This window comes from Streptomyces yangpuensis (assembly GCF_001005295.1).
Classification (GTDB): Bacteria; Actinomycetota; Actinomycetes; order Streptomycetales; family Streptomycetaceae; genus Streptomyces; species Streptomyces yangpuensis.
Genome location: NZ_LBMK01000005.1, coordinates 187,692 through 208,574, shown reverse-complemented (window position 1 = coordinate 208,574; position 20,883 = coordinate 187,692). Strand labels below are relative to the sequence as shown.

Genomic DNA, 20,883 nt, shown 5'->3' with positions numbered 1-20,883 from the left:
TCAGTGCCCGCCCCTACGGTTCAGGGCATGGGAATGGTGACCTTCGTCGACGAGACGACCGCCGGAAGCCGTGGCGACGGCTGGGGACTCGAGATCGCCGAGGAGCGGCTCGCGTTGCGCGAGCTGATCCGGCGCAGGGTGTTCCAGGAGGTCGCGGAGTACCACGCGAAGCGGCCCGAGGTGTTCCAGGGGCTGGTGCGGCCGGAGGGCGCCGAGCGCACCCTCAACGGGTACGCGCTACGGACGCCGCGCCGCATCGACCCGGAGAAGCAGACCGAGCTGGCGCTGCGGGCCTTCGAACGCAACGGCTTCCTGGTCCTGGTGGGGGACCACCAGATCACCGCCCTGGACGAGGAGATCTCCCTCCCGCTCGGCGTCGAGGTCACCTTCCTCAAGCTCGTCGCGCTGGTGGGAGGCTGACGATGGACGACGTCAAGATCAAGGTCATGGCGGACCGGCTGGTCCGCAAGGTGGCCGACTCCTCCCTCCACCACCCGTCGGTCAGGGCACGGCTCGCCGAGATGCAGGAGCTGCCGCCCGAGGACCGCCGCCGCGTGGTCGAGGCGTTCGCCTACCGCCACCGGCACGGGGGCGACACCCTCCCGGTCCGCGTCAGGCTGCTCACCCTGACCGCGCTCGTCGGACACGGCCTGGACGGCCTGCCGCTGGCCGAGGAGCGGGCCGCACAGCTCGACGTCCTCGGCCGCGCCCACTCCTTCTGGTACGTCGACCGCTGCGAGTCCCTCGTGAGGGCCGAGGCCGCGGCCGGCCGCGCGATCTCCCCCGCCGTCATCGCCACCGTCCGCCGCACCGCAGTGAGCACGTACAGCGACCAGGAACTCGTCCGGTTCGCCGCGGGCTTCGCCGAACCCGTGCTCAACGTCGGCGAGGCGTGGGCGGAGCGGGCCATGGAGGACGGGCGGCTGCGGGAACTGCTCGCCCACGCCGTGACCGCCAAGGCCGCCAAGCCCTCCGCCGCCTGGGAGAAGCGCGGCCGGGCGCTCGCCCTGGACCTCGGCGCCGAGGCCGTGCGCGAGGCCCTGCTGCCGCTGCTCGCCCTCGTCGGACGGCCCCGCACCTTCGAGCTGGAGCGGGCGGCGTACGAGCCGGACGTCAACGCCGCCTTCGACCCGTACAACGCCAACGCCCTGCGCGGCCTGGTCTGGCTGCTTGCCCTGCTCCCGGCCCACCCCGACACGGCGCGCGCCCTGGGTGCGCTCGTGGAGACCTCGCTGCGCAAGGCCGCCGGGCTTGGCCCGCGCAACCCCAAGGTCGCCAACGCCGCGGTGGGCGCCCTGGCCCGGTCCGACGGGGAGGCCGCCCTCGCCGAACTGGCCCGGCTCGGCACCCGGGTCACGTACAAGGGCACCCTCAAGCTCATCGACGCGGCCCTGGAGGACCGGGCCGGCGCGCTCGGGCTGAGCCGCGAGGAGATCGAGGAGCTGGCCGTCCCCGCGTACGGGCTCACGGAGGTCGGGAAGGCCGCATTCGGCTTCGGGGAGGCCGCCGCGGAGCTCAGGGTGTCCGGGAACCGGGCCGCCCTGCTCTGGCGCAACGCCGCCGGGAAGCAGGTCAAGACCGTGCCCGCCACCGTGCGGCGGGACCACCCCGAGGAGCTCAAGGAGGTCAAGGGCCTGGTCAAGGACATCGAGAAGTCCCTGTCGGCGCAGGCGGAGCGGCTGGACCGGCAGTTCCTCGCCCGCCGCCGCTGGGCGTACGGGCAGTGGCGCGCCCGGTACCTCGACCATCCGCTCGTCGGCACCCTGGCCCGGCGGCTGATCTGGACCGTGGACGGGACGCCCGTCTGCTTCGCCGACGGGGCACTGCGCACCCTCGCGGGCGCCACCGTCACCGAGGGCGCCGCCGTCGAGCTGTGGCACCCCGTCGGCCGGGAGCCCGCCGAGGTGCTGGCCTGGCGGGAGTGGCTGGAGCGGCACACCGTGACCCAGCCCTTCAAGCAGGCCCACCGCGAGGTGTACCTGCTGACCGACGCCGAACGCAGGACCCGTACGTACTCCAACCGGTTCGCCGCTCATGTCCTGCGCCAGCACCAATTCAACTCGCTGACCTCGGCGCGCGGATGGCACAACAGGCTCCGCCTGTGCGTCGACGACTCCCTCCCGCCCGCCACCCGTGAGCTGCCCCGGTGGGGGCTGCGGGCCGAGTACTGGATCGAGGGCGAGGGCCACGAGTACGGGATCGACACCACCGAGTCGGGGACCTACCTGCGGCTGCGCACCGACCAGGTGCGCTTCTACCCGATCGACGCCCCGCAGAACTGGGCGAGCACCTACGGCGGCGGATACACGATGTGGCTGAGCGACGGACAGGGAGCCACCGATCCGCTGCCGCTCACGGAGATACCCGAACTGGTGCTGAGCGAGGTCATGCGCGACGTGGACCTCTTCGTGGGCGTGGCCAGCGTCGGCAACGACCCGACCTGGTCCGACGGTGGCCCCGAGGGCCGCTTCCGGGACTACTGGACCTCCTACGGCTTCGGCGAGCTGGGCGCGAGCGCCGAGACCAGGCGCGCCCTGCTGGAGCGGCTGGTGCCGCGGCTGGCCGTCGCGGACCGCTGCACCGTGGCGGGCCGCTTCCTCCACGTCCGCGGCGAGCTGCACACGTACAAGATCCACCTCGGCTCGGGGAACATCCTGATGTCGCCGAACGACCAGTACCTGTGCATCGTGCCCGGCGGCGCGGGCGCGGCCGGCGCCGCCGACCCCGGCTACCTGCCCTTCGAGGGGGACCGGACCCTGGCCGTCATCCTCTCCAAGGCGATGCTCCTCGCGAAGGACACGGAGATCACCGACCCGACGATCACCAGCCAGCTGAACCGCCGGTGACGCACGAGGGCCCCGCCCCCGGGGTGAACCGGGGACGGGGCCCTCGTACAGGCAGGGACCGGGAGGTCAGAAGCGGCGCGTGATCAGCGCACGCTTGACTTCCTGGATCGCCTTGGTGACCTCGATGCCACGCGGGCACGCGTCGGTGCAGTTGAAGGTCGTGCGGCAGCGCCACACGCCGTCCTTGTCGTTCAGGATCTCCAGCCGCTGCTCGCCGGCCTCGTCACGCGAGTCGAAGATGAAGCGGTGCGCGTTGACGATCGCCGCCGGGCCGAAGTACTGGCCGTCGTTCCAGAACACCGGGCACGAGGACGTGCACGCGGCGCACAGGATGCACTTGGTGGTGTCGTCGAAGCGCTCGCGGTCCTCGGCGGACTGCAGGCGCTCGCGCGTCGGCTCGTTGCCCTTGGTGACCAGGAACGGCATGACGTCCCGGTACGCCTGGAAGAAGGGCTCCATGTCGACCACGAGGTCCTTCATCACCGTGAGGCCCTTGATGGCCTCGACGGTGATCGGCTTCTCGGGGTTGATGTCCTTGATCAGCGTCTTGCAGGCGAGCCTGTTCTTGCCGTTGATCCGCATCGCGTCCGAGCCGCAGATGCCGTGCGCGCACGAGCGGCGGAAGGTGAGCGTGCCGTCCAGGTCCCACTTGATCTTGTGGAGACCGTCGAGCACGCGCTCCTTCGGGTCGATCTCGATCTGGAAGTCCTGCCACTGCGCCTCGTCCGAGATCTCGGGGTTGAAGCGGCGGATCCGGAAGGTGACCGTGATGTACGGGGAGGCCGCAGCCGCCTCTTCCATCTTGTCCAGGGTGGGGGTAGCCATCAGTACTTACGCTCCATCGGCTGGTAGCGGGTCGTCACGACCGGCTTGTAGTCGAGCCGGACCGAGTCCGAGCCGTCGGCTCCGACCTCGCGGTACGCCATGGTGTGGCGCATGAAGTTGACGTCGTCGCGGTTGGGGTAGTCCTCGCGGTAGTGACCACCGCGGGACTCCTTGCGCGCCAGGGCGGACACGGCCATGACCTCGGCCAGGTCGAGCAGGTTGCCCAGCTCGATGGCCTCCAGCAGGTCCGTGTTGAAGCGCTTGCCCTTGTCCTGGACGGACACGTTCTTGTAGCGCTCGCGCAGCTCCGCGATCTTCTCGACCGCGGTCTTGATGGTCTGCTCCGTACGGAACACCATCACGTTCGCGTCCATCGTCTCCTGGAGCTCCAGACGCAGGTCGGCGACCCGCTCCTTGCCCGTGGAGTTGCGCAGGCGCTCGACGAGATCCGACACCTGCTGCGCCGGGTTCTCGGGGAGCTCGACGAAGTCGTTCTCCTGCGAGTACCTGGCCGCGGCGATGCCGGAGCGCTTGCCGAAGACGTTGATGTCCAGCAGCGAGTTGGTGCCCAGGCGGTTCGCGCCGTGCACCGACACGCAGGCGACCTCGCCGGCCGCGTACAGGCCCGGGACGACGGTGGTGTTGTCGGACAGGACCTCACCCTCGACGTTGGTCGGGATGCCGCCCATGGCGTAGTGCGCGGTGGGCTGGATCGGGATCGGGTCCGTGTACGGCTCGATGCCCAGGTAGGTGCGCGCGAACTCGGTGATGTCCGGGAGCTTCGCGTCGAGCTGCTCCGGCGGCAGGTGGGTGAGGTCCAGGTACACGTGGTCACCGGCCGGACCGCAGCCGCGGCCCTCACGGATCTCGGTGTAGATGGAGCGCGAGACGACGTCACGGGACGCGAGGTCCTTCATGACCGGCGCGTACTTCTCCATGAAGCGCTCGCCGTCCTTGTTGCGGAGGATGCCGCCCTCACCGCGGGCGCCCTCCGTCAGCAGGATGCCCATACGCCAGATGCCCGTCGGGTGGAACTGGAAGAACTCCATGTCCTCCAGCGGCAGGCCGCGGCGGTAGCAGGCCGCCTGGCCGTCACCCGTGAGGGTGTGCGCGTTGGAGGTCACCTTGAAGAACTTGCCGGTGCCGCCGGAGGCGTAGATGACGGCCTTGGCCTGGAACACGTGGATCTCGCCGGTGGCGAGCTCGTACGCGACCACACCGGCCGACTTCTTGACGCCGTCCTCCTCGACCAGGAGCTGGTCCAGGACGTAGAACTCGTTGAAGAACTCCACGCCCTCCTTGACGCAGTTCTGGTACAGCGTCTGGAGGATCATGTGACCGGTGCGGTCCGCGGCGTAGCAGGACCGGCGGACCGGCGCCTCGCCGTGGTTGCGGGAGTGACCGCCGAAGCGGCGCTGGTCGATGGTGCCGTCCGGGGTGCGGTTGAACGGCAGGCCCATCTTCTCCAGGTCGAGGACCGCGTCGATGGCCTCCTTCGCCAGGATCTCGGCGGCGTCCTGGTCGACCAGGTAGTCACCGCCCTTGACCGTGTCGAAGGTGTGCCACTCCCAGTTGTCCTCCTCCACGTTCGCCAGCGCGGCGGCCATGCCGCCCTGCGCGGCGCCCGTGTGGGAGCGGGTGGGGTAGAGCTTCGTCAGCACCGCGGTGCGGCTGCGCTTCGTCGACTCGATGGCGGCGCGCATGCCGGCGCCACCTGCGCCGACGATGACGGTGTCGTACTTGTGGATCTTCATTGGTTTCGCCTCAGCCCCGTTGCCTAGCGGATGTTCGGGTCGAAGGTGAAGATCACCAGCGTGCCCAGAAGGATGGTGAACACCGTGGCGGTGTAGAGCAGGCCCTTCAGCCACAGCCGCGTGTTGGCACGCTCCGCGTAGTCGTTGATGACGGTACGCAGGCCGTTGGCGCCGTGCAGCATGGCCAGCCACAGCATCAGCAGGTCCCAGACCTGCCAGAACGGGGACGCCCAGCGGCCGGCCACGAAGGCGAAGCCGATCTTGGAGACGCCGCCGTCGAGCACCAGCTGGATCAGCAGGTGGCCGATGACGAGGACGACGAGCACGATGCCCGAGAGGCGCATGAAGAGCCACGCGGCCATCTCGAAGTTGCCGCGGGTCGAGCGGGGCGTCTTGCCCGTGCGCTTGCGCGGGGCCTCGATGTACGGCGCGGGGTTGTCGACGTCGTAGAGGGAAACGCCCTCCACGTCGCCGATGACCTTGGCGGAAGAAGTGTCAGAGGACATGCGCGTCACTTCCCGAACAGTTCGAGGTAGGCGTGGCCGAGCACGGGGTAGAGGGCCCCGACCATCAGCACGACCCAGATGCCCACGACCCACCAGAGCATCGTCTTCTGGTGGCGCGGGCCCTTGGACCAGAAGTCCACGGCGATGACACGGAGACCGTTGAGCGCGTGGAAGAGGATGGCGGCGACGAGGCCGTACTCCAGCAGCGCGACGATCGGGGTCTTGTAGGTAGCCACGACATCGTCGTACGCCTCGGGGGAGACGCGGACGAGAGCGGTGTCGAGGACGTGTACGAACAGGAAGAAGAAGATGAGGACGCCGGTGACTCGATGAGCCACCCAGGACCACATTCCTTCCCGGCCGCGGTACAACGTTCCAGCCGGCACGGAAAACCCTCCGGAAGCGGGGCGGGGGCCAGCCGGCTTCTTTGTCGGTCGGGCCCGGCCGGGTACGGTCCACCGGCCCCGGACATCGTAGCGACGAGTTGTCGGTTCCCTCGCCCGGGGTCCGGCTGTGTGATCAAACAGGCACGTACGGGCTATCCCACAGGGGCGAATAGCCCGGTTTCGGCCATAGACGCCCCCTCGGAGCGGGTCAGTCGGCGCGTCAGGTCCAGCAGCCGGGACTGCGCGACACGCCGCAGCTCGTCCGCGGAGATCGAGCGTTCCTCGTCCACCTCGTGCCCCATCCGCCGCCGGATCGCCCCCAGGAGCTGGTCGGCCTGCTCCTCCGGCGGGTGGCCGTCCAGGCAGATCACGAAACCGTGGCCGAACTTCCGTTCGTACTCCGCATGGGCCGCGTCGAGGGCCAGCAGCGCGGCGTACGGCGCCCCGTGGTCCAGCTCGGCCGAGTGCTCCGCGGCCAGCGCCTCGGTCAGGTCGGCCTGCGACAGGTCGTACGAGGCCTCGTCCGCGGCGGCGAGCAGGGCGCCCGCGTCCGGGTACGGGCGGTGCGCCGCCACCCGGTGCGCCCAGCGGCGGCTGCCGCAGCAGTGCAGGAGGACCGCCCGGGCGGCCTCGGGGGACAGGGTGTTGAACCGCGTCAGTCCGGGGCCGGGGGAGGGGTCGGAGCAGCCGCGGGCCTGTGCCGGAAGATGGCTGGACAGCGGGGGGCTCCTCGGGGTGGCGCGGATGTGCCGCAACGCTATCGACGCAGGGCATGGTGTGTCGTACCCGTGCGGGGATTTCACCCGGAAGTGAGCCGAAAGGATGACGCGGGCGCGCCGGGCAGGCATGGTGGGATGCCCGAAAGGGGGAGGGCGACCGAGGCCGCCACCCCCCACAGGAGAGGCCCCGGCCGCCATCCGTCACGGGCTCGTGCGACAAGCCCGTACCCCTGTCAGCGCCGGGGGTGCGTTTTGTGTCACACCTCGCTCCGCGCAGGATTGGTTGCACGTTGTATCACTCGTGGACGAGAGGTGCTTGAAAGCCGTAACGTGCTGATTTGCGCCACACGTACAGGACAGGTTGGGGACTTTGCTGGGGGACGACGCGGAGCTGACCGCCGCGGTGCTCGCGGCACAGGACGGCGACGAGAACGCGTTCCGTGCTGTGTACCGTGCCGTGCATCCACGCCTGCTCGGTTACGTACGCACGCTCGTCGGAGACGGCGATGCCGAGGACGTGACCTCGGAGGCCTGGTTGCAGATAGCCCGCGACCTCGACTCCTTCACCGGCGACGCCGACCGCTTCCGCGGCTGGGCCGCTCGCATCGCCCGGAACCGGGCACTCGACCACATACGCATGCGCGGCCGCCGCCCCGCCATCGGCGGCGACGACACCGAGCTCAGCGGCTGGGCCGCCGAGTGCGACACGGCCGGCGCGGCGATGGAGTCCCTCGACACCGGGCGCACCATGGCGCTCATAGCCCAGCTGCCCCAGGACCAGGCCGAGGCCGTCGTCCTGCGGGTCGTGGTCGGCCTGGACGCCAAGAGCGCGGCCGAGACCCTGGGCAAGCGGCCCGGCGCCGTACGCACCGCCGCGCACCGCGGTCTGAAGAAGCTGGCGGAACTGCTCGCCGCGCAGGGCGCGGACAGCGGCTTCGAAGCAGGTCAGGGCACCGGGTCCAAGGCGGGCGCCGTGGTCGGCCATAATGCCGGTGGCCATGCGTGGGACGGCGGGGGCGGGAGGGATCTCGACGCCGTACCCGCACAGCGTGGCAGGGGCGGAAGTTACGCAGAACAAACCGGTGTGACGCATTCACGTTGGCGGACGCAGAAGGACATGTGATGGCCGACGAGCGCGACAGGTGGCTGGACGAGGCCGCGGCGGAAGCACTCCTGCGCGGCGGACCGACGGAACCTGTGGGGCCCGCCGCCGACACGCGTGCCGCGGCGGAGGCCGCCCGGCTGCGGGCCGCCCTGGACGCCCTGGCCGCGATGGCGGCCGCACCCACGGGTACGGAACTGCCCGGCGAGGAGCCGGCGGTGGAGGCCTACCGCGCGGCGCGCGCCGCCGCACGTCCCGCCACCGCGGGCCGCGCCACCGTGCCGTCCGCAGCCGGCGCCTCCCGTGAGCCCCTGGTTGCCCTCGGCCGCATTCGTCCCGCCCCCGCACCGGCCCGCCGGCGCGCCCGGACCGTGAGCTTCGGTCTGGCCGCCGCCCTCGCGAGCGTCGCCGCGGGCGGTCTGGCCGCCGCGGCGGGCGCGGGGCTGCTGGACCGGTCCCGCCAGGACACCGCGGGACCCGGACCGGCGATGTCGGTCAGCGCCGGGGAGAGCCCGGTCCCGGAGGTCGGCGGCAGCGCCCCGACCGTCACCCCGAAGCTGCTGCCCACCCCGCTGCCGGAGGGCTCGAACCCGGGGTTCGCCCCCGTCTCGCCGTCACCGACCGCGGGCGGGCGGGCGACACCCGGCGGCGGAACGGTCCCCGACTCCTTCCCGGGCAGTTCCGCGTCCGGCGGTTCGGGCCGGGGCGGCAAGGACGACCAGAGCGGTCCGGGCGACCGGGAGGTGAGCCCCGACACCCTGGGCACCGGTGAGCTGGCCAGGGACCGGCAGCGCGAGCAGGAGAACAGGCTCAAGGTGGACCTCTGCGAGGAGTACCGCAAGGGCCGGCTCAACGACGACCGGCGCGAGCGGCTTTCACGGCTGGCGGACGGGCTCCTGCGGATCCCCGCCTACTGTGCCTCGGTGCTGGACGCGGACTCCGGCGGCACCACTCGTCGCGACGCCCCGCTGGGCGGGACGCTCCGGGCGCCGACCCTGTCGCCCGCGGTCCCGCAGGGCTCCACACCCCTGCGCGCGGGCCGCTGACACATGTGCTGACCTGCCTGTAACACTTTTCGAACCGGTGACGCAGTACTAATCGAGCCGACTGGTCATCGGCCGCGCATGAGCCGGGGTTCCCCCCGTACCCCTGGGCTCTGCGCAACCGGCGCGGGCGGGGCACGTTCCCCCGGCCCTGCCCGCGCCCTTTACTTCGACCCGTCCAACGCGACAGGCCGTCCCTTTCGCAGTCCGCCGGTGCGGCGGGCTGCGAAAGGGACGGCCTGATGCGTTCCACCGGCTCGCGGCCGGCTCCGTGGTCGGGGCCCGGCGTCCGGGCCCCCGGCGTCACCCTCCGCGGGGTCACCAGTAGACGACGACCTTGTCACCGACCTGCACGTCGTCGAAGAGCTTCGACAGCTTGCCCTTGTCGCGGACGTTCACGCAGCCGTGCGAGGCGCCGTTGTAGCCGCGGGCGGCGAAGTCCGCGGAGTAGTGCACGGCCTGGCCGCCGCTGAAGAACATCGCGTAGGGCATCGGCGTGTGGTAGATCGTCGACGTCCAGTCCTTGGCCTTCCAGCCCACGTTGAACACGCCCTCGCGGGTCGGGGTGTTCTCCGAGCCGAAGCGGACGTCCATCGTCGAGACGACCTTGCCGTCGATCATCCAGGCGAGGGTGCGGCTCTCCTTGCTGATGCACATGACGCGGCCCGTCATGCAGCGCGGGTCGGGAGCGGCGACCTCGATGGTGGTCGGCGGGCGCAGCTCGTCGGCGGTGGGCTTCTTGCTGGAGCTCTGGATCTTCTTCCAGGTCTTGTCGTCGACCCCGCCGGTCGCGTCCAGGCCGTTCTTCGACTGGAAGGACTTCACCGCGGCCGTCGTCTTGGAGCCGTAGAAACCGGTCGGCGCGACGGTCATCAGCTTGAGCTGCTTCAGGCGGGCCTGGAGCTCGCGGACCTGCTCGCTCTCGTCGCCGTTGGCCATGATCTGCTTCACCGAGGGCGAAGGCGAGGCCGACGCGGAGGCGGAGGCGGACGCCGAGGCCGACGGCGATGCCTCGCCGGGCTTGTTGTCGGTGGACGGGGATGCTTCGGGGGTGGCGCCCGCCGTGGGCGAGGACGGTGCCGCGGAGGAGGAGCCGGCGGACTCCGTCTTCTGCGGACCGCAGGCGGTCGCGGCGAGCGCGACGGCGGTGGCCACCCCGATCGTGCGGATTATGACTCTCTGGCGCTGCATTGCAGTCCCCCGGTTTCTACGTCGTGTATCTAGGTGATGCCTGGCGCGCGTGGAGAGTTGCACAGGGTTCCGGGATGTTGCGCCATTGTGACCAGCAACCGTCCACGGCCTGAAGAAGCGACGCGCGGGCAAGGTTGTATCAGCCCCGGGCACGGTTGCTCTACGGAGGACTTCGTCACATGGCCAGCACGGAGAGCGGAATCCCGGTCGAACCGGTCTACGGACCGGGCGATCTGACGGAATGGGACCCACAGGTCCAATTGGGTGTACCTGGGGACTTCCCCTACACCCGAGGGATTTATCCGAACATGTACACCGGCCGGCCCTGGACCATGCGGCAGTACGCCGGCTTCGGCACGGCCACCGAGTCCAACGCCCGCTACCGGCAGCTCATCGCGGGCGGCGGCACCGGGCTGTCCGTCGCCTTCGACCTGCCCACCCAGATGGGCCACGACTCCGACGCGCCCCTCGCCCACGGTGAGGTCGGCAAGGTCGGGGTGGCCGTCGACTCGCTCGACGACATGAGGACCCTGTTCGACGGCATCCCCCTCGACCGTGTCTCCACCTCGATGACGATCAACGCGCCCGCCGCGCTCCTGCTGCTGCTCTACCAGCTGGTCGCGGAGGAACAGGGCATTACGGGCGCGCAGCTGACGGGGACGATCCAGAACGACGTCCTGAAGGAGTACATCGCCCGGGGGACGTACATCTTCCCGCCCGAGCCGTCGCTGCGGCTGACCGCCGACACCTTCCGCTACTGCCGGACCGAGATCCCCCGGTGGAACACCATCTCCATCTCCGGCTACCACATGGCCGAAGCCGGCGCCTCACCCGCGCAGGAGGTGGCCTTCACCCTCGCCGACGGCATCGCCTACGTCCGTACCGCCCTCGCGGCGGGGATGGCCGTCGACGAGTTCGCGCCGCGGCTCTCCTTCTTCTTCGTCGCCCGCACCACCCTGCTGGAGGAGGTCGCGAAGTTCCGCGCCGCCCGGCGGATCTGGGCCCGCGTCATGCGGGAGGAGTTCGGGGCGCGGGACCCCAGGTCGATGATGCTGCGCTTCCACACCCAGACCGCCGGCGTCCAGCTCACCGCACAGCAGCCCGAGCTGAACCTCGTACGCGTCGCCGTGCAGGCGCTGGCCGCGGTGCTGGGCGGCACCCAGTCGCTGCACACCAACTCCTTCGACGAGGCGATCGCGCTCCCGACGGAGAAGTCGGCCCGCCTCGCCCTGCGCACCCAGCAGGTCCTCGCGCACGAAACGGACGTCACCCACACCGTGGACCCCTTCGCCGGGTCGTACGCGGTGGAGCGGATGACGGACGAACTGGAGGCGGCGGCCCTCGGCCTGATGCGGCGTGTCGAGGAGCAGGGCGGAGCGGTGGCCGCCATCGAGGCCGGCCTCCAGAAGGCGGAGATCGAGCGGAACGCCTATCGCATCGCGCGGGAGACCGACAGCGGCGAACGGGTGGTGGTCGGGGTCAACCGCTTCGCACTGGAGCGCGAGGAGCCGTACGAGCCGCTGCGCGTGGACCCGGCGATCGAGGAGCGGCAGTGCGCGGCGCTGGCACGGCTGCGGGCGGAGCGCGACGCGGCGGCGGTGACGGCGGCGCTCGCGGCCCTGCGGGAGGCGGCGGCGGGCACCGCGAACGTGCTGTACCCGATGAAGGAGGCGCTGCGCGCACGGGCCACGGTGGGGGAGGTGTGCGGGACGCTGCGGGAGGTGTGGGGGACGTACGAGCCCACCGGTTCCACATGGTGAAACCGACTGGACTGTCAGGTGTGTCCCCATGGGACACTCCTGCGCATGCTGGGTGTCATCGATCTGCCGACCTACCTCGCCGGCCTTGTCCTGATCATTCTCCTGCCGGGACCGAACTCGCTCTACGTGCTGTCCGTCGCCGCCCGCCGCGGTGTGCGCACGGGCTACAAGGCCGCCGCCGGGGTGTTCCGGGCTGCTGCAGACCGGCAGCTTCCTCTACCTGACGCTGCTGATATTCGGCGGCACCCGCCTCTCGGAGGCCTTCCGCCGCCGCAAGCGGCTGTCGGCCGGGGCGACCTCGGCGGCGGGCGTGCTGTTCCTGGGCTTCGCGGCCAAGCTCGCGGTCAGCTGAGTCGGCCGAGCGCCCTGGGTCGTCAGTTCAGGACACGGCGCAGGGTCCGGGCCACGCGCCGCACGGTCCGGCTGCGCGGCAGGAACGACAGCTGGGCGGGGATGCCGCCGGGCAGCCCCAGCGCCGTCAGCCGGCGCCGTGTGAAGTACGGCCAGGTGCCGGGGGTCAGGTGCGCGGCCAGGTACGCCTCGGCCGCGTCCCGCCGCGCCGCCAGGATCTGCGGCTGCATGGTGAACCCGACGGCGGTCAGCAGCCCGGCCCGTTCCGCTCCGGCCCGCTCCAGCGACGCGGGCGTCCAGGCGCGGACCGCCTCCGGGTCCGCCAGGTCCGGCAGCAGCGAGTCCACCAGCACCAGCGGCACCCGGTTGCTGTTCGGGTACGGGTCCAGGCGGGCCAGTACGGCCCCGGTACCGGTGCGCGCGACGGGCAGCCCGTACAGTGTGGCGGCGGTCAGCAGGCCCGTGGAGAAGCAGCCGACGACCAGCGCCGGGCGCAGCAGCCGGTAGAGGGTCTCGGCCAGGACCGGGCTGCTCGTCACGGTGAGCCGGGCGCCGAGCCGTCCGGCCTCCGCCACGGCCCGGCGGGCGTACTCGGCCGGCGCGCCGGGGTGCGGCTTGAAGACCAGCTCCCGGTGGCCGAGCGCGAAGGCGCCCCGGACCATCGAGGCGTGCAGCTCCTCCTCCTCGTCCGGGGTCATCAGGTCGAGCGCCGACAGGTACTGGCCCAGCAGCAGGGCCGGGGACTCCCCGACGCCGTCCAGGTCCGGACCGTGCGGGGGGAGCTCCGCGAGGACCCTCAGGAAGGCCTCGGCGGGCACCAGCTCCCGGCGCGCCCCGAACTCCGTCAGCAGCAGCGGCTGCAGGCCGGGCACCAGGTCCAGGTGGAGCACCCGGCGCACCCGCATCCCGAGCTGCGGGTCGAGGCGGAAGCGGGTGGGGCCGTAGCTCATCAGCCCGTCGGCGTAGACATCGACCGCCGCACCGGGGAAGAGCCGGCACAGGGACTGGGCCGGCGGTACCTGGAGGGATTCCACGACCAGTTCGACCCGGTCCTCGCCGAGGCCCCACAGCGCCCGCAGGTGCCGCTCCCAGATCGGTACGTCCTCGGCGCGCGGGGCCCAGGAGCTCGGGTGCTGCGGCTCGATCACGGCGTTCCAGTCGAGCACCTCGTCGAAGCGGGTGCGCAGGGCGGCGAAACCCGGCGCGCCGGCCAGGCCCGGGGCCACCTCGGCGGTGACGGCGTGGTTGCTGGTCAGCAGGATCCGGCGGCCCGCGGCCGGGAAACAGCCCGCGTCGACGCCCGCCGCGAGCGTGGCCGCGCCGTAGAGGGTGGAGGCCAGGAAGATCTGGGTGAGCATCAGGCGGTCGCCCCCGACGGGATGCGGCGGCCGCCGCGCAGGCGGCGCAGGAGCGTGGAGCGCTCGGCGTCCATCGAGTCCAGGACCCGGTCGAGCACGTCCTGGGGCATGCGGCCGAGCGCGGCCGCGCTCATCAGGCGGAGTTTCTTTGCCACGGCCGGTTCGTACCTTTCGATGGATCCGAAATGGTGCGCGATAATGGCGCAGTACGTTCGTACGGATTTCGGCAGGAGCAGTTCGGATTCCGGATCGGCGGCGACCTCGGCGAGGACCTGATCGAATGCCCGGATGAAATCGAGCTGCCGTTCGTCCCTGATCTGCGTCAACGACGTGGAAACACCGCGCCGGTAGAAGACACCGGGCAGCCCGACCGCCGCGAAGGAATCGGCCTCCCGGTGCAGCCGCCAGATCCACGGCCGGTCCTCCGCCGTGCGCAGCCCGTCGGTGAAGTGCAGCAGGCCGCGCTCCAGCAGCCGCCGGTGGTACATGCCGGCCCAGGCGTACGGATAGTCCACCGAGGTCGCCCGGTCGGCGGGCAGGATCGCGCCGCGCGGATCGGTGACGACGGACTGCGGACCGAAGGGGACCCGCTGCACGCTCCGCGACCGGCCGGTGCAGCGCACATGGTCGGTACGGATGAAATCGCAGCCCAGCGCCTCCATGGCGGCCAGCATCCGGGCCAGGTGGCCGGGGGCGAGCCAGTCGTCCCCGTCCAGGAAGGCGAGGTACTCGCCGCGGGCCGCGTCCAGCCCGGTGTTGCGCGCGGTGGCCAGGCCGCCGTTGCTCGCGTGTCTGAGGTGCACCGCCCCGGGCAGCTCGCCCGCCGCCCGTTCCAGCAGGTCCGCCGTCCCGTCCGTCGAGCAGTCGTCGACGAGCAGGAACTCGAAATCCTCCCGGGCGTTCAGTTCGAGACTCCGCAGGGCGTCCGGCGCGTATGTCCGGACGTTGTAGAACGGCACGACAACAGAGAGCTTGGGCACCCGCGAGACATTAGGACGCCGCCCGGCATTCACCGTGGCCCGGATGCGGATTTCATGTGAACGGCGCGGGGCGGGCGGGTTAACCCGCACGCTTTCGCATTCAGTCGACGCTTTGTTAACCCGCTGTTGTGCGTTCGTTGGGCCGATCACCGAAAAGGCGGAATAGCTTCTGCCGCGTGCCAGAACGCAAACGCGTCGCCGTACTCGCCGATTCCGACACGAGATGGAAATGGGGCGCCACCACCGCCCGCCGTCTCGTGCCCGACCACCAGCTCACCGGATACCTGCTGCGCGGCCGGGCCACGCCCACCGCGCGCCAGCTCGGCGAGGTGGGGGTGGGGGCCGCCCGGCCGGCCGAGGTGACCTGCGCCGAGTTCCTCGCCGAGATCGGACGCGAGCGCTACGACGTGGTCGTCCTCGCGCTCGTCGGCGGGGCCGTCCAGGCCGTCCTGCACGGGGCCCGCGCCCTGTGGCCCGCCCCTGCCCGGCGCCCCGTACTCGTCACCGGATACGTCGGGGTCGTGTACGAGAAGCTCGCCGACGGGCTGCTGCTGCGGCACGGCGCCGACCTCGTCCTCGCCAACTCCCGCCACGACGCGGAGCGCTTCCGCGCCGTGTACGAGGGGGTCGGCGCCGACGCCGGCGCCGTCACCGAGACCGCGCTGCCCTTTCTGGGAGGGGCGCCGTACGAGCCGGCCGGGAGCCGGGCCCACACGGTGGTCTTCGCCGTGCAGCCCTCCGTGCCCGACAGCCGCGCCGACCGCGCCTACCTGCTGGAACGGGCCGTCGGCCACGCCCGCAAGCACCCCGCCCGGGAGGTGCTGATCAAGCTGCGCAGCAAGCCCGGGGAACACACCACGCACCTGGAGGAGCAGCCCTACCAGCGGCTCGCCGAGCGCGTCCGCGGCGGACTGCCCGCCAACTGCCGCCTGGTCTACGGGAACATGGGCGAGGTGCTGGACGGCGCCGACCTGCTGGTCACCGTCTCCTCCACGGCCGCCCTGGAAGCCCTGCACCGTTCCATCCCGACGGCCGTCCTCACCGACCTCGGCATCCGCGAGGCACTCGGCAACCACCACTTCCTGGGCTCCGGCTGCCTGGCCTCGTGGGACCAGCTCGACGCGGGACTCCTCCCGGAGGGCGACCCGGTCTGGCTCGCGGCCCACGGCGTCCGCCCGGCGGCCGTGGGCCCCGACGCCTGGGCCGCCCTGCCCGCACCGGGGCACGCCGCCCGGGCGACCGGCGCAACGAGCCCCGGGCCCGCCGCCTTCCACGGGTCCGCCGCCGGCCCGCCCGCACCGCCCGCGGCGACGCCGGTCTCCGCCGTGCCTGCGGGCACGCCCGCGTCCGCCGTGCCCGCGTCCGCCGTGCCCACCACGGGCGAGGACGTCGCAGCCCACGGCGCGTCCGTCCACGACGCCCACGACCCCTACGCGCTCGCCCGCGCCAAGGTCGCCGGGCTGCTGGCCGCAGCGCGACTGCCCGCGCCCGCGCCCTACTACACGCTCACCACCGCCCCCGGATACCTGCCCGGCATCCTCGCCCGGCACCGCCTCGCCCCCGACGGCACCCCGCAGCCCGGCGCCGCACGGCCCGAGGCGGGGCAGTCCCGGCTGCGCCGCCGGCTCCGCACCCACCTGCGCGAGGCCGCCCGCGGGGTGTACCGCCACGGGGTGCAGCGCGTCGCCCCGGTGATCCGCAGGCTGGGGGAGCTGTGAGGGTCCTTGCCGTCATTCCCGCCCGCGGCGGCTCCAAGGGGGTCCCCGGCAAGAACCTCGCCGAGGTCGCCGGCACCCCGCTCGTCGCCCGCGCCGTCCTGGCCTGCCGGGCCGCGCCGACCGTCACCGACGTGGTGGTCTCCACCGACTCCGAGGCCATCGCCGGGGCCGCCCGCGCCGCGGGCGCCGACGTGATCGCCCGCCCCACCGCGATCTCCGGCGACACCGCGAGCAGCGAGGCCGCCGTCCTGCACGCACTCTCGGCCTTCGAGGAACTGCACTCGCTCACCGTGGACGTGGTCCTCCTCGTCCAGTGCACCAGCCCCTTCCTCACGACCTCCGACGTCGAGTCGGTCGCCGTGGCCGTCGCCTCCGGGGCGGCCGACTCGGCCCTGACCGTGGCCCCCTTCCACGGCTTCCTCTGGCGGGACGCCCCCGACGGCTGCGGCACCGGCGTCAACCACGACCCCGCGTACCGGCCCCGCCGCCAGGACCGGCCACAGGACCTGCTGGAGACCGGCGCCGCCTACGCCATGGACGCCGCCGGCTTCCGCACCGCCCGCCACCGCTTCTTCGGCCGCACCCTGCCGGTCCCCACCGACCCCGCCCGGGTCCTGGAGATCGACGACCCGCACGACCTGGCCCGAGCCCGGCTCCTCGCCCCGCTGCTCGACCCGCGCCCCGGCGCCCCCGCCGACCCGAGGCCCACACCCCACGCCCCCCGTACACCCCCGCACCGAAGGACGCCCCCTGCCATGACGACCTCCCTCCCCGACCCGCGCCTGCGTTCCTTCGGAGCGCGCACCGCCGGCCCCGGCCACCCCGTCTACGTCGTCGGCGAGATCGGCATCAACCACAACGGCGACCTCGGCAACGCCTTCGCTCTCATCGACGCCGCCGCCGAGGCCGGATGCGACGCCGTGAAGTTCCAGAAGCGCACCCCGGAGATCTGCACCCCGCGCGACCAGTGGGACATCGAACGCGACACCCCCTGGGGCCGGATGACCTACATCGACTACCGCCACCGGGTCGAGTTCGGCGAGGACGAGTACCGCGCCATCGACGAGCACTGCGCCAAGCGCGGCATCGACTGGTTCGCCTCCCCGTGGGACACCGAGGCCGTCGCCTTCCTGGAGAAGTTCGACGTCCCCGCCCACAAGGTGGCCTCCGCCTCGCTCACCGACGACGAACTGCTGCGCGCCGTGCGCGCCACCGGCCGCACCGTCGTCCTGTCCACCGGCATGTCCACCCCGCAGCAGATCCGCCACGCGGTCGAGGTCCTCGGCAGCGCCAACATCCTCCTCTGCCACGCCACTTCGACGTACCCGGCCAAGGCCGAGGAGCTCAACCTGCGGGTCATCGACACCCTGCGCGAGGAGTACCCCAACGTCCCGATCGGCTACTCCGGCCACGAGACGGGCCTGCAGACCACCCTCGCTGCCGTCGCCCTCGGCGCCACCTTCGTCGAGCGTCACATCACCCTCGACCGCGCGATGTGGGGCTCCGACCAGGCCGCCTCCGTCGAGCCCGGCGGCCTGGCCCGTCTGGTCCGCGACATCCGCACCATCGAGACCGCCCTCGGCGACGGGGTCAAGCGGGTCTACGACTCCGAGCTCGGCCCCATGAAGAAGCTCCGCCGCGTCCGCGGCGAGCTGGCAGCCGTCTAGGAGGTGTCCTTCGCGGACACGCCCTGGCGCGCACCGGTCCAGCCCCACGTGAAGGAGTACGTGTGAGCACCTCCGCCTCCACCCTGGCGTTCGTAGAGAGCCCGGTCCAACTCCTCAACGTGCTGGAATGGGCGTACGCGCGCGGCACCGCCGCCGACAGACCGCTGGACGGCGTACCGAGCCAGCGCGGCCGCCGCGCCGCCGGACGGGCGGCGGAGCCCGGCCCCCGCCCGGCCGACACGCTCGCACCCGTGCGGATCGTCGTCCTGCCGCCCACCGACCCCATGTCCCGCGGCCAGCTGCGCCGGATGGCGGCACTGGCCCGGGACGAGGGGTGCGACGTGCAGTGGCAGGAGGCGCGCGGCAGCCGCCTCGCGCCGCTGCGGGCGCTCGCCGCCCTGGCGGGCGACGTCCGCGCGGCGCGCACCGTCGTCATCGGCGACCCCTTCTCGCGCTACGTCCAGCTCCTGCTCACCCTGGTGCGCGCCGAGGAACTCGTCGTGGTCGACGACGGCACCGCCACCATGGAGTTCGTCGCGCAGACCGCCCGCGGCGAACGCCTCGTCCGCTGGCACCGGGTCGGCGGCGGAGGACTGCCCGGCCGCGTCCGCGAGCTGGTGTACGCGCCCGTCTCGGCGGCCGCACGACGCCGCTTCGTCCCGGACCGCGCCGCCGGCCCCGGGGCTGAGCGCCGCGTCGAGCTGTTCACCTCGATGCCGGTCGCCCCCCACGGCGGGATGACCCTGCGGGCCAACGAGTTCGCCTGGACCCGCGCCCACTTCGGCCCGCCCCGGCTGACCAGGGGCACCGACCTCGTCGGCACCTCGCTCGTGGAGACCGGTGTGGTGGACCCCGACCGCTACCTGGACGCGGTCCGCTCCCTCGCCCTGGAGCACGGCGCCACCCGCTACTTCGCCCACCGCCGCGAGTCCCCCGAGAAGCTGCGCGCGCTGAGCCGGGCGACCGGGCTGGAGATCGTACGCCCGGACCTGCCACTGGAACTGATCGCCCGTCGGGGTCCCGTCGGCCGGACGATCCTCAGCTTTCCGTCCACGGTCGTCCACACCCTGCCGTACGCCCTGACCGGTACAGGTGTCACGGTCGCCGTATGCGATGTGGACCCGGCCTGGCTCACCGGCTCCGCGTCCCCGCGCGCCCGCAGCTTCCTCGCGGGGGTCACCGACACCGCCCGTGATGTGCACAGACTGCCTGCCCAGGCGGCGCCCAAGGCCGGATGAGCGCGCGAGTTTACCCCCGGGCTCACCCGGTCATGCGTCCAGAGGCTGGGTTTCTTTCCCCTAACGGCATGAACTTTTCGTGATCCCCGGCCAGTTGACCCATCCGTGGGCCTACCCTTCAACGGGTGAACCAGTTGATGTCCCGCGAGTCCCAGACCCTCCAGCCCGTCACGTCCGACCGGCCCGAGCTGCCCGGCAAACTTCCGGACCACCTGCGCACCGAACTGATCGCCTTCCGCCGGGACTTGCACATGCACCCGGAGCTCGGGCACCAGGAATTCCGCACCACCGCGGCGATCAAGGCCAGGCTCGAGCAAGCCGGCCTCCGACCACGGGTCCTGAAGTCCGGCACCGGCCTGATCTGTGACGTGGGTACCTGGGACGGGGGCCGGCCGATGCTGGCCCTGCGCGCGGACATCGACGCCCTGCCCATTCCCGACACCAAGACGCACGTCGCGTACCGCTCGACCTTCCCGGACCGCGCCCACGCCTGCGGCCACGACGTGCACACCGCCGTCGTCCTCGGCGCCGGCCTCGTCCTCGCCGAGCTCGACCGGCAGGGTCTCCTGCCGCGGCCCGTGCGGCTGCTCTTCCAGCCCGCCGAGGAGGTGCTCCCCGGCGGTGCCACCGACGCGATCGAGTCCGGGGTGCTGGACGGCGTGGGCCGTATCGTCGCCGTGCACTGCGACCCCCGGGTCGACGCCGGCCGGATCGGACTGCGGCCCGGCCCCATCACCTCCGCCTGCGACCGGCTGGAGGTCACCCTCACCGGCTCCGGCGGGCACACGGCGCGGCCGCACCTGACCACCGACCTGGTGACCGCCGCCGCCCGGGTGGCCGTCGACGCCCCCGCCCTGCTCGCCCGCCGGATGGACGCCCGCTCGGGCATGTCCGTCACCTGGGGCCGCATCGAGGCCGGGCACGCCTGCAACGTGATCCCGATGCACGCCGAGCTGTCCGGAACCGTTCGGTGCCTGGACCTGGCGGCCTGGCACGAGGCGCCGGACATGATCCACGCGGCGATCGACGAGATCGCGACCATGCACGGGGCCAAGTTCGAGATCAACCACGTGCGCGGCGTGCCGCCTGTGGTCAACGACCCGGTGATCACCGAGCTGCTGCGCGAGGCGATGGGGGCCCGCTGTGGGGCCGAGTCGGTCGAGGACACCGAGCAGAGCCTGGGCGGGGAGGACTTCTCCTGGTACCTGGAGCACGTCCCGGGAGCCATGGCACGCCTGGGCGTGCGCGCGCCGGGCGACACCGCCAAGCGTGATCTGCACCGCGGGGACTTCGACGTGGACGAGGACGCGATCGCCTTCGGCGTCGAGTTCTTCACCGCCGCCGCCTTGATCGACGGCCGCCGTACGCCGCCTTCCAGGTAGCGATCGCGCCCCGCTCCTTACAGCATCGGCGAGCCTCCCCGCGGACGCGTCCGGCCC

At 72.1% G+C, this 20,883-nt stretch carries 17 protein-coding genes and 2 pseudogenes; 11 read left to right on the top strand and 8 right to left on the bottom strand.

All coding sequences use genetic code 11. The features are described 5' to 3' along the window. Positions 1-27 precede the first annotated feature (27 nt). Both AAT21_RS24740 and AAT21_RS24735 read left to right on the top strand, forming a co-directional pair. On the top strand, positions 28-420 hold the full coding sequence (locus AAT21_RS24740; protein ID WP_046779168.1) for a hypothetical protein: 393 nt from the start codon (positions 28-30) through the stop codon (positions 418-420). A gap of 2 nt (positions 421-422) precedes the next feature. After that, positions 423-2,846, top strand: coding sequence for a DUF4132 domain-containing protein (locus AAT21_RS24735; protein WP_046779167.1), 2,424 nt, complete (start codon positions 423-425; stop codon positions 2,844-2,846). Between the two features lie 66 nt (positions 2,847-2,912). On the opposite strand, the gene AAT21_RS24730 is transcribed toward AAT21_RS24735, so the two are convergent. From AAT21_RS24730 to AAT21_RS24710, 5 genes are all read right to left on the bottom strand, one after another. Continuing rightward, a complete protein-coding gene (locus tag AAT21_RS24730; protein ID WP_030764336.1) occupies positions 2,913-3,671 on the bottom strand; it encodes a succinate dehydrogenase iron-sulfur subunit in 759 nt (252 codons plus the stop codon). Next, positions 3,671-5,425, bottom strand: coding sequence for a succinate dehydrogenase flavoprotein subunit (sdhA, locus tag AAT21_RS24725; RefSeq protein ID WP_046779166.1), 1,755 nt, complete (start codon positions 5,423-5,425; stop codon positions 3,671-3,673). Before sdhA ends, AAT21_RS24730 begins: the two co-directional genes overlap by 1 nt. Positions 5,426-5,448: 23 nt before the next feature. Beyond that, positions 5,449-5,931, bottom strand: a complete 483-nt coding sequence (locus AAT21_RS24720; RefSeq protein ID WP_046779165.1) for a succinate dehydrogenase hydrophobic membrane anchor subunit — start codon at positions 5,929-5,931, stop codon at positions 5,449-5,451. 5 nt (positions 5,932-5,936) lie between these two features. After that, positions 5,937-6,317 (bottom strand): succinate dehydrogenase, cytochrome b556 subunit, encoded by a 381-nt coding sequence (sdhC, locus tag AAT21_RS24715; protein WP_075970878.1) that lies wholly within the window; start codon positions 6,315-6,317, stop codon positions 5,937-5,939. Positions 6,318-6,469: 152 nt separating this feature from the next. Then, a complete protein-coding gene (locus AAT21_RS24710) occupies positions 6,470-7,072 on the bottom strand; it encodes a 2-oxo-4-hydroxy-4-carboxy-5-ureidoimidazoline decarboxylase (RefSeq protein ID WP_063838144.1) in 603 nt (200 codons plus the stop codon). A 334-nt stretch (positions 7,073-7,406) separates the two neighbouring features. On the opposite strand from AAT21_RS24710, the gene AAT21_RS24705 reads away from it, so the two are divergent. Further along, on the top strand, positions 7,407-8,159 hold the full coding sequence (locus tag AAT21_RS24705; protein WP_046779164.1) for an RNA polymerase sigma factor: 753 nt from the start codon (positions 7,407-7,409) through the stop codon (positions 8,157-8,159). Next, positions 8,159-9,184 (top strand): hypothetical protein, encoded by a 1,026-nt coding sequence (locus AAT21_RS34700; protein WP_052757979.1) that lies wholly within the window; start codon positions 8,159-8,161, stop codon positions 9,182-9,184. Before AAT21_RS24705 ends, AAT21_RS34700 begins: the two co-directional genes overlap by 1 nt. Positions 9,185-9,499: 315 nt before the next feature. On the opposite strand, the gene AAT21_RS24695 is transcribed toward AAT21_RS34700, so the two are convergent. Continuing rightward, a complete protein-coding gene (locus AAT21_RS24695) occupies positions 9,500-10,372 on the bottom strand; it encodes a L,D-transpeptidase family protein (RefSeq protein WP_046779163.1) in 873 nt (290 codons plus the stop codon). A 179-nt stretch (positions 10,373-10,551) separates the two neighbouring features. Between AAT21_RS24695 and AAT21_RS24690 the strand changes: the two genes are divergently transcribed. Further along, the gene (locus tag AAT21_RS24690; protein WP_046779162.1) at positions 10,552-12,132 is read left to right on the top strand and encodes an acyl-CoA mutase large subunit family protein; all 1,581 of its coding nucleotides are present in this window, start codon (positions 10,552-10,554) and stop codon (positions 12,130-12,132) included. 45 nt (positions 12,133-12,177) lie between these two features. Further along, positions 12,178-12,484, top strand: a pseudogene (locus AAT21_RS24685) (LysE family translocator). Between the two features lie 22 nt (positions 12,485-12,506). On the opposite strand, the gene AAT21_RS24680 reads toward AAT21_RS24685, so the two are convergent. Next, the gene (locus AAT21_RS24680; protein WP_046779161.1) at positions 12,507-13,841 is read right to left on the bottom strand and encodes a polysialyltransferase family glycosyltransferase; all 1,335 of its coding nucleotides are present in this window, start codon (positions 13,839-13,841) and stop codon (positions 12,507-12,509) included. Then, positions 13,841-14,821, bottom strand: coding sequence for a glycosyltransferase family 2 protein (locus AAT21_RS24675; RefSeq protein ID WP_046779160.1), 981 nt, complete (start codon positions 14,819-14,821; stop codon positions 13,841-13,843). Before AAT21_RS24675 ends, AAT21_RS24680 begins: the two co-directional genes overlap by 1 nt. Before the next feature lie 176 nt (positions 14,822-14,997). Between AAT21_RS24675 and AAT21_RS39325 the strand changes: the two genes are divergently transcribed. The 5 genes and pseudogenes from AAT21_RS39325 (at position 14,998) to AAT21_RS24655 (ending at position 20,826) form a co-directional block, all read left to right on the top strand. Beyond that, positions 14,998-16,539 (top strand): DUF6716 putative glycosyltransferase, encoded by a 1,542-nt coding sequence (locus tag AAT21_RS39325; RefSeq protein WP_046779159.1) that lies wholly within the window; start codon positions 14,998-15,000, stop codon positions 16,537-16,539. Further along, positions 16,536-16,901 (top strand): annotated as a pseudogene (locus AAT21_RS39320) (acylneuraminate cytidylyltransferase family protein); the annotation flags it as partial. The gene AAT21_RS39325 and the pseudogene AAT21_RS39320, both read left to right, overlap by 4 nt. A gap of 393 nt (positions 16,902-17,294) precedes the next feature. After that, positions 17,295-18,206 carry an N-acetylneuraminate synthase family protein gene (locus AAT21_RS39315; protein ID WP_046779430.1) on the top strand — a complete coding sequence of 304 codons (912 nt, stop codon included), beginning with the start codon at positions 17,295-17,297 and terminating at the stop codon, positions 18,204-18,206. Between the two features lie 62 nt (positions 18,207-18,268). Further along, positions 18,269-19,444 (top strand): hypothetical protein, encoded by a 1,176-nt coding sequence (locus tag AAT21_RS24660; RefSeq protein WP_046779158.1) that lies wholly within the window; start codon positions 18,269-18,271, stop codon positions 19,442-19,444. Positions 19,445-19,581: 137 nt separating this feature from the next. Beyond that, the gene (locus tag AAT21_RS24655; RefSeq protein ID WP_046779157.1) at positions 19,582-20,826 is read left to right on the top strand and encodes an amidohydrolase; all 1,245 of its coding nucleotides are present in this window, start codon (positions 19,582-19,584) and stop codon (positions 20,824-20,826) included. Positions 20,827-20,883: the final 57 nt, after the last annotated feature.

Excerpts from the sequence above, each read along its gene's own strand:
- AAT21_RS24720 (WP_046779165.1), bottom strand. The coding sequence starts at position 5,931 with ATGTCCTCTGACACTTCTTCCGCCAAGGTCATCGGCGACGTGGAGGGC.
- AAT21_RS24730 (WP_030764336.1), bottom strand. The coding sequence starts at position 3,671 with ATGGCTACCCCCACCCTGGACAAGATGGAAGAGGCGGCTGCGGCCTCC.
- AAT21_RS24690 (WP_046779162.1), top strand. The coding sequence starts at position 10,552 with ATGGCCAGCACGGAGAGCGGAATCCCGGTCGAACCGGTCTACGGACCG.
- AAT21_RS24740 (WP_046779168.1), top strand. The coding sequence starts at position 28 with ATGGGAATGGTGACCTTCGTCGACGAGACGACCGCCGGAAGCCGTGGC.
- AAT21_RS34700 (WP_052757979.1), top strand. The coding sequence starts at position 8,159 with ATGGCCGACGAGCGCGACAGGTGGCTGGACGAGGCCGCGGCGGAAGCA.
- AAT21_RS39315 (WP_046779430.1), top strand. The coding sequence starts at position 17,295 with ATGACGACCTCCCTCCCCGACCCGCGCCTGCGTTCCTTCGGAGCGCGC.
- AAT21_RS24680 (WP_046779161.1), bottom strand. The coding sequence starts at position 13,841 with ATGCTCACCCAGATCTTCCTGGCCTCCACCCTCTACGGCGCGGCCACG.
- AAT21_RS24735 (WP_046779167.1), top strand. The coding sequence starts at position 423 with ATGGACGACGTCAAGATCAAGGTCATGGCGGACCGGCTGGTCCGCAAG.
- AAT21_RS24655 (WP_046779157.1), top strand. The coding sequence starts at position 19,582 with ATGTCCCGCGAGTCCCAGACCCTCCAGCCCGTCACGTCCGACCGGCCC.
- sdhA (WP_046779166.1), bottom strand. The coding sequence starts at position 5,425 with ATGAAGATCCACAAGTACGACACCGTCATCGTCGGCGCAGGTGGCGCC.
- AAT21_RS24695 (WP_046779163.1), bottom strand. The coding sequence starts at position 10,372 with ATGCAGCGCCAGAGAGTCATAATCCGCACGATCGGGGTGGCCACCGCC.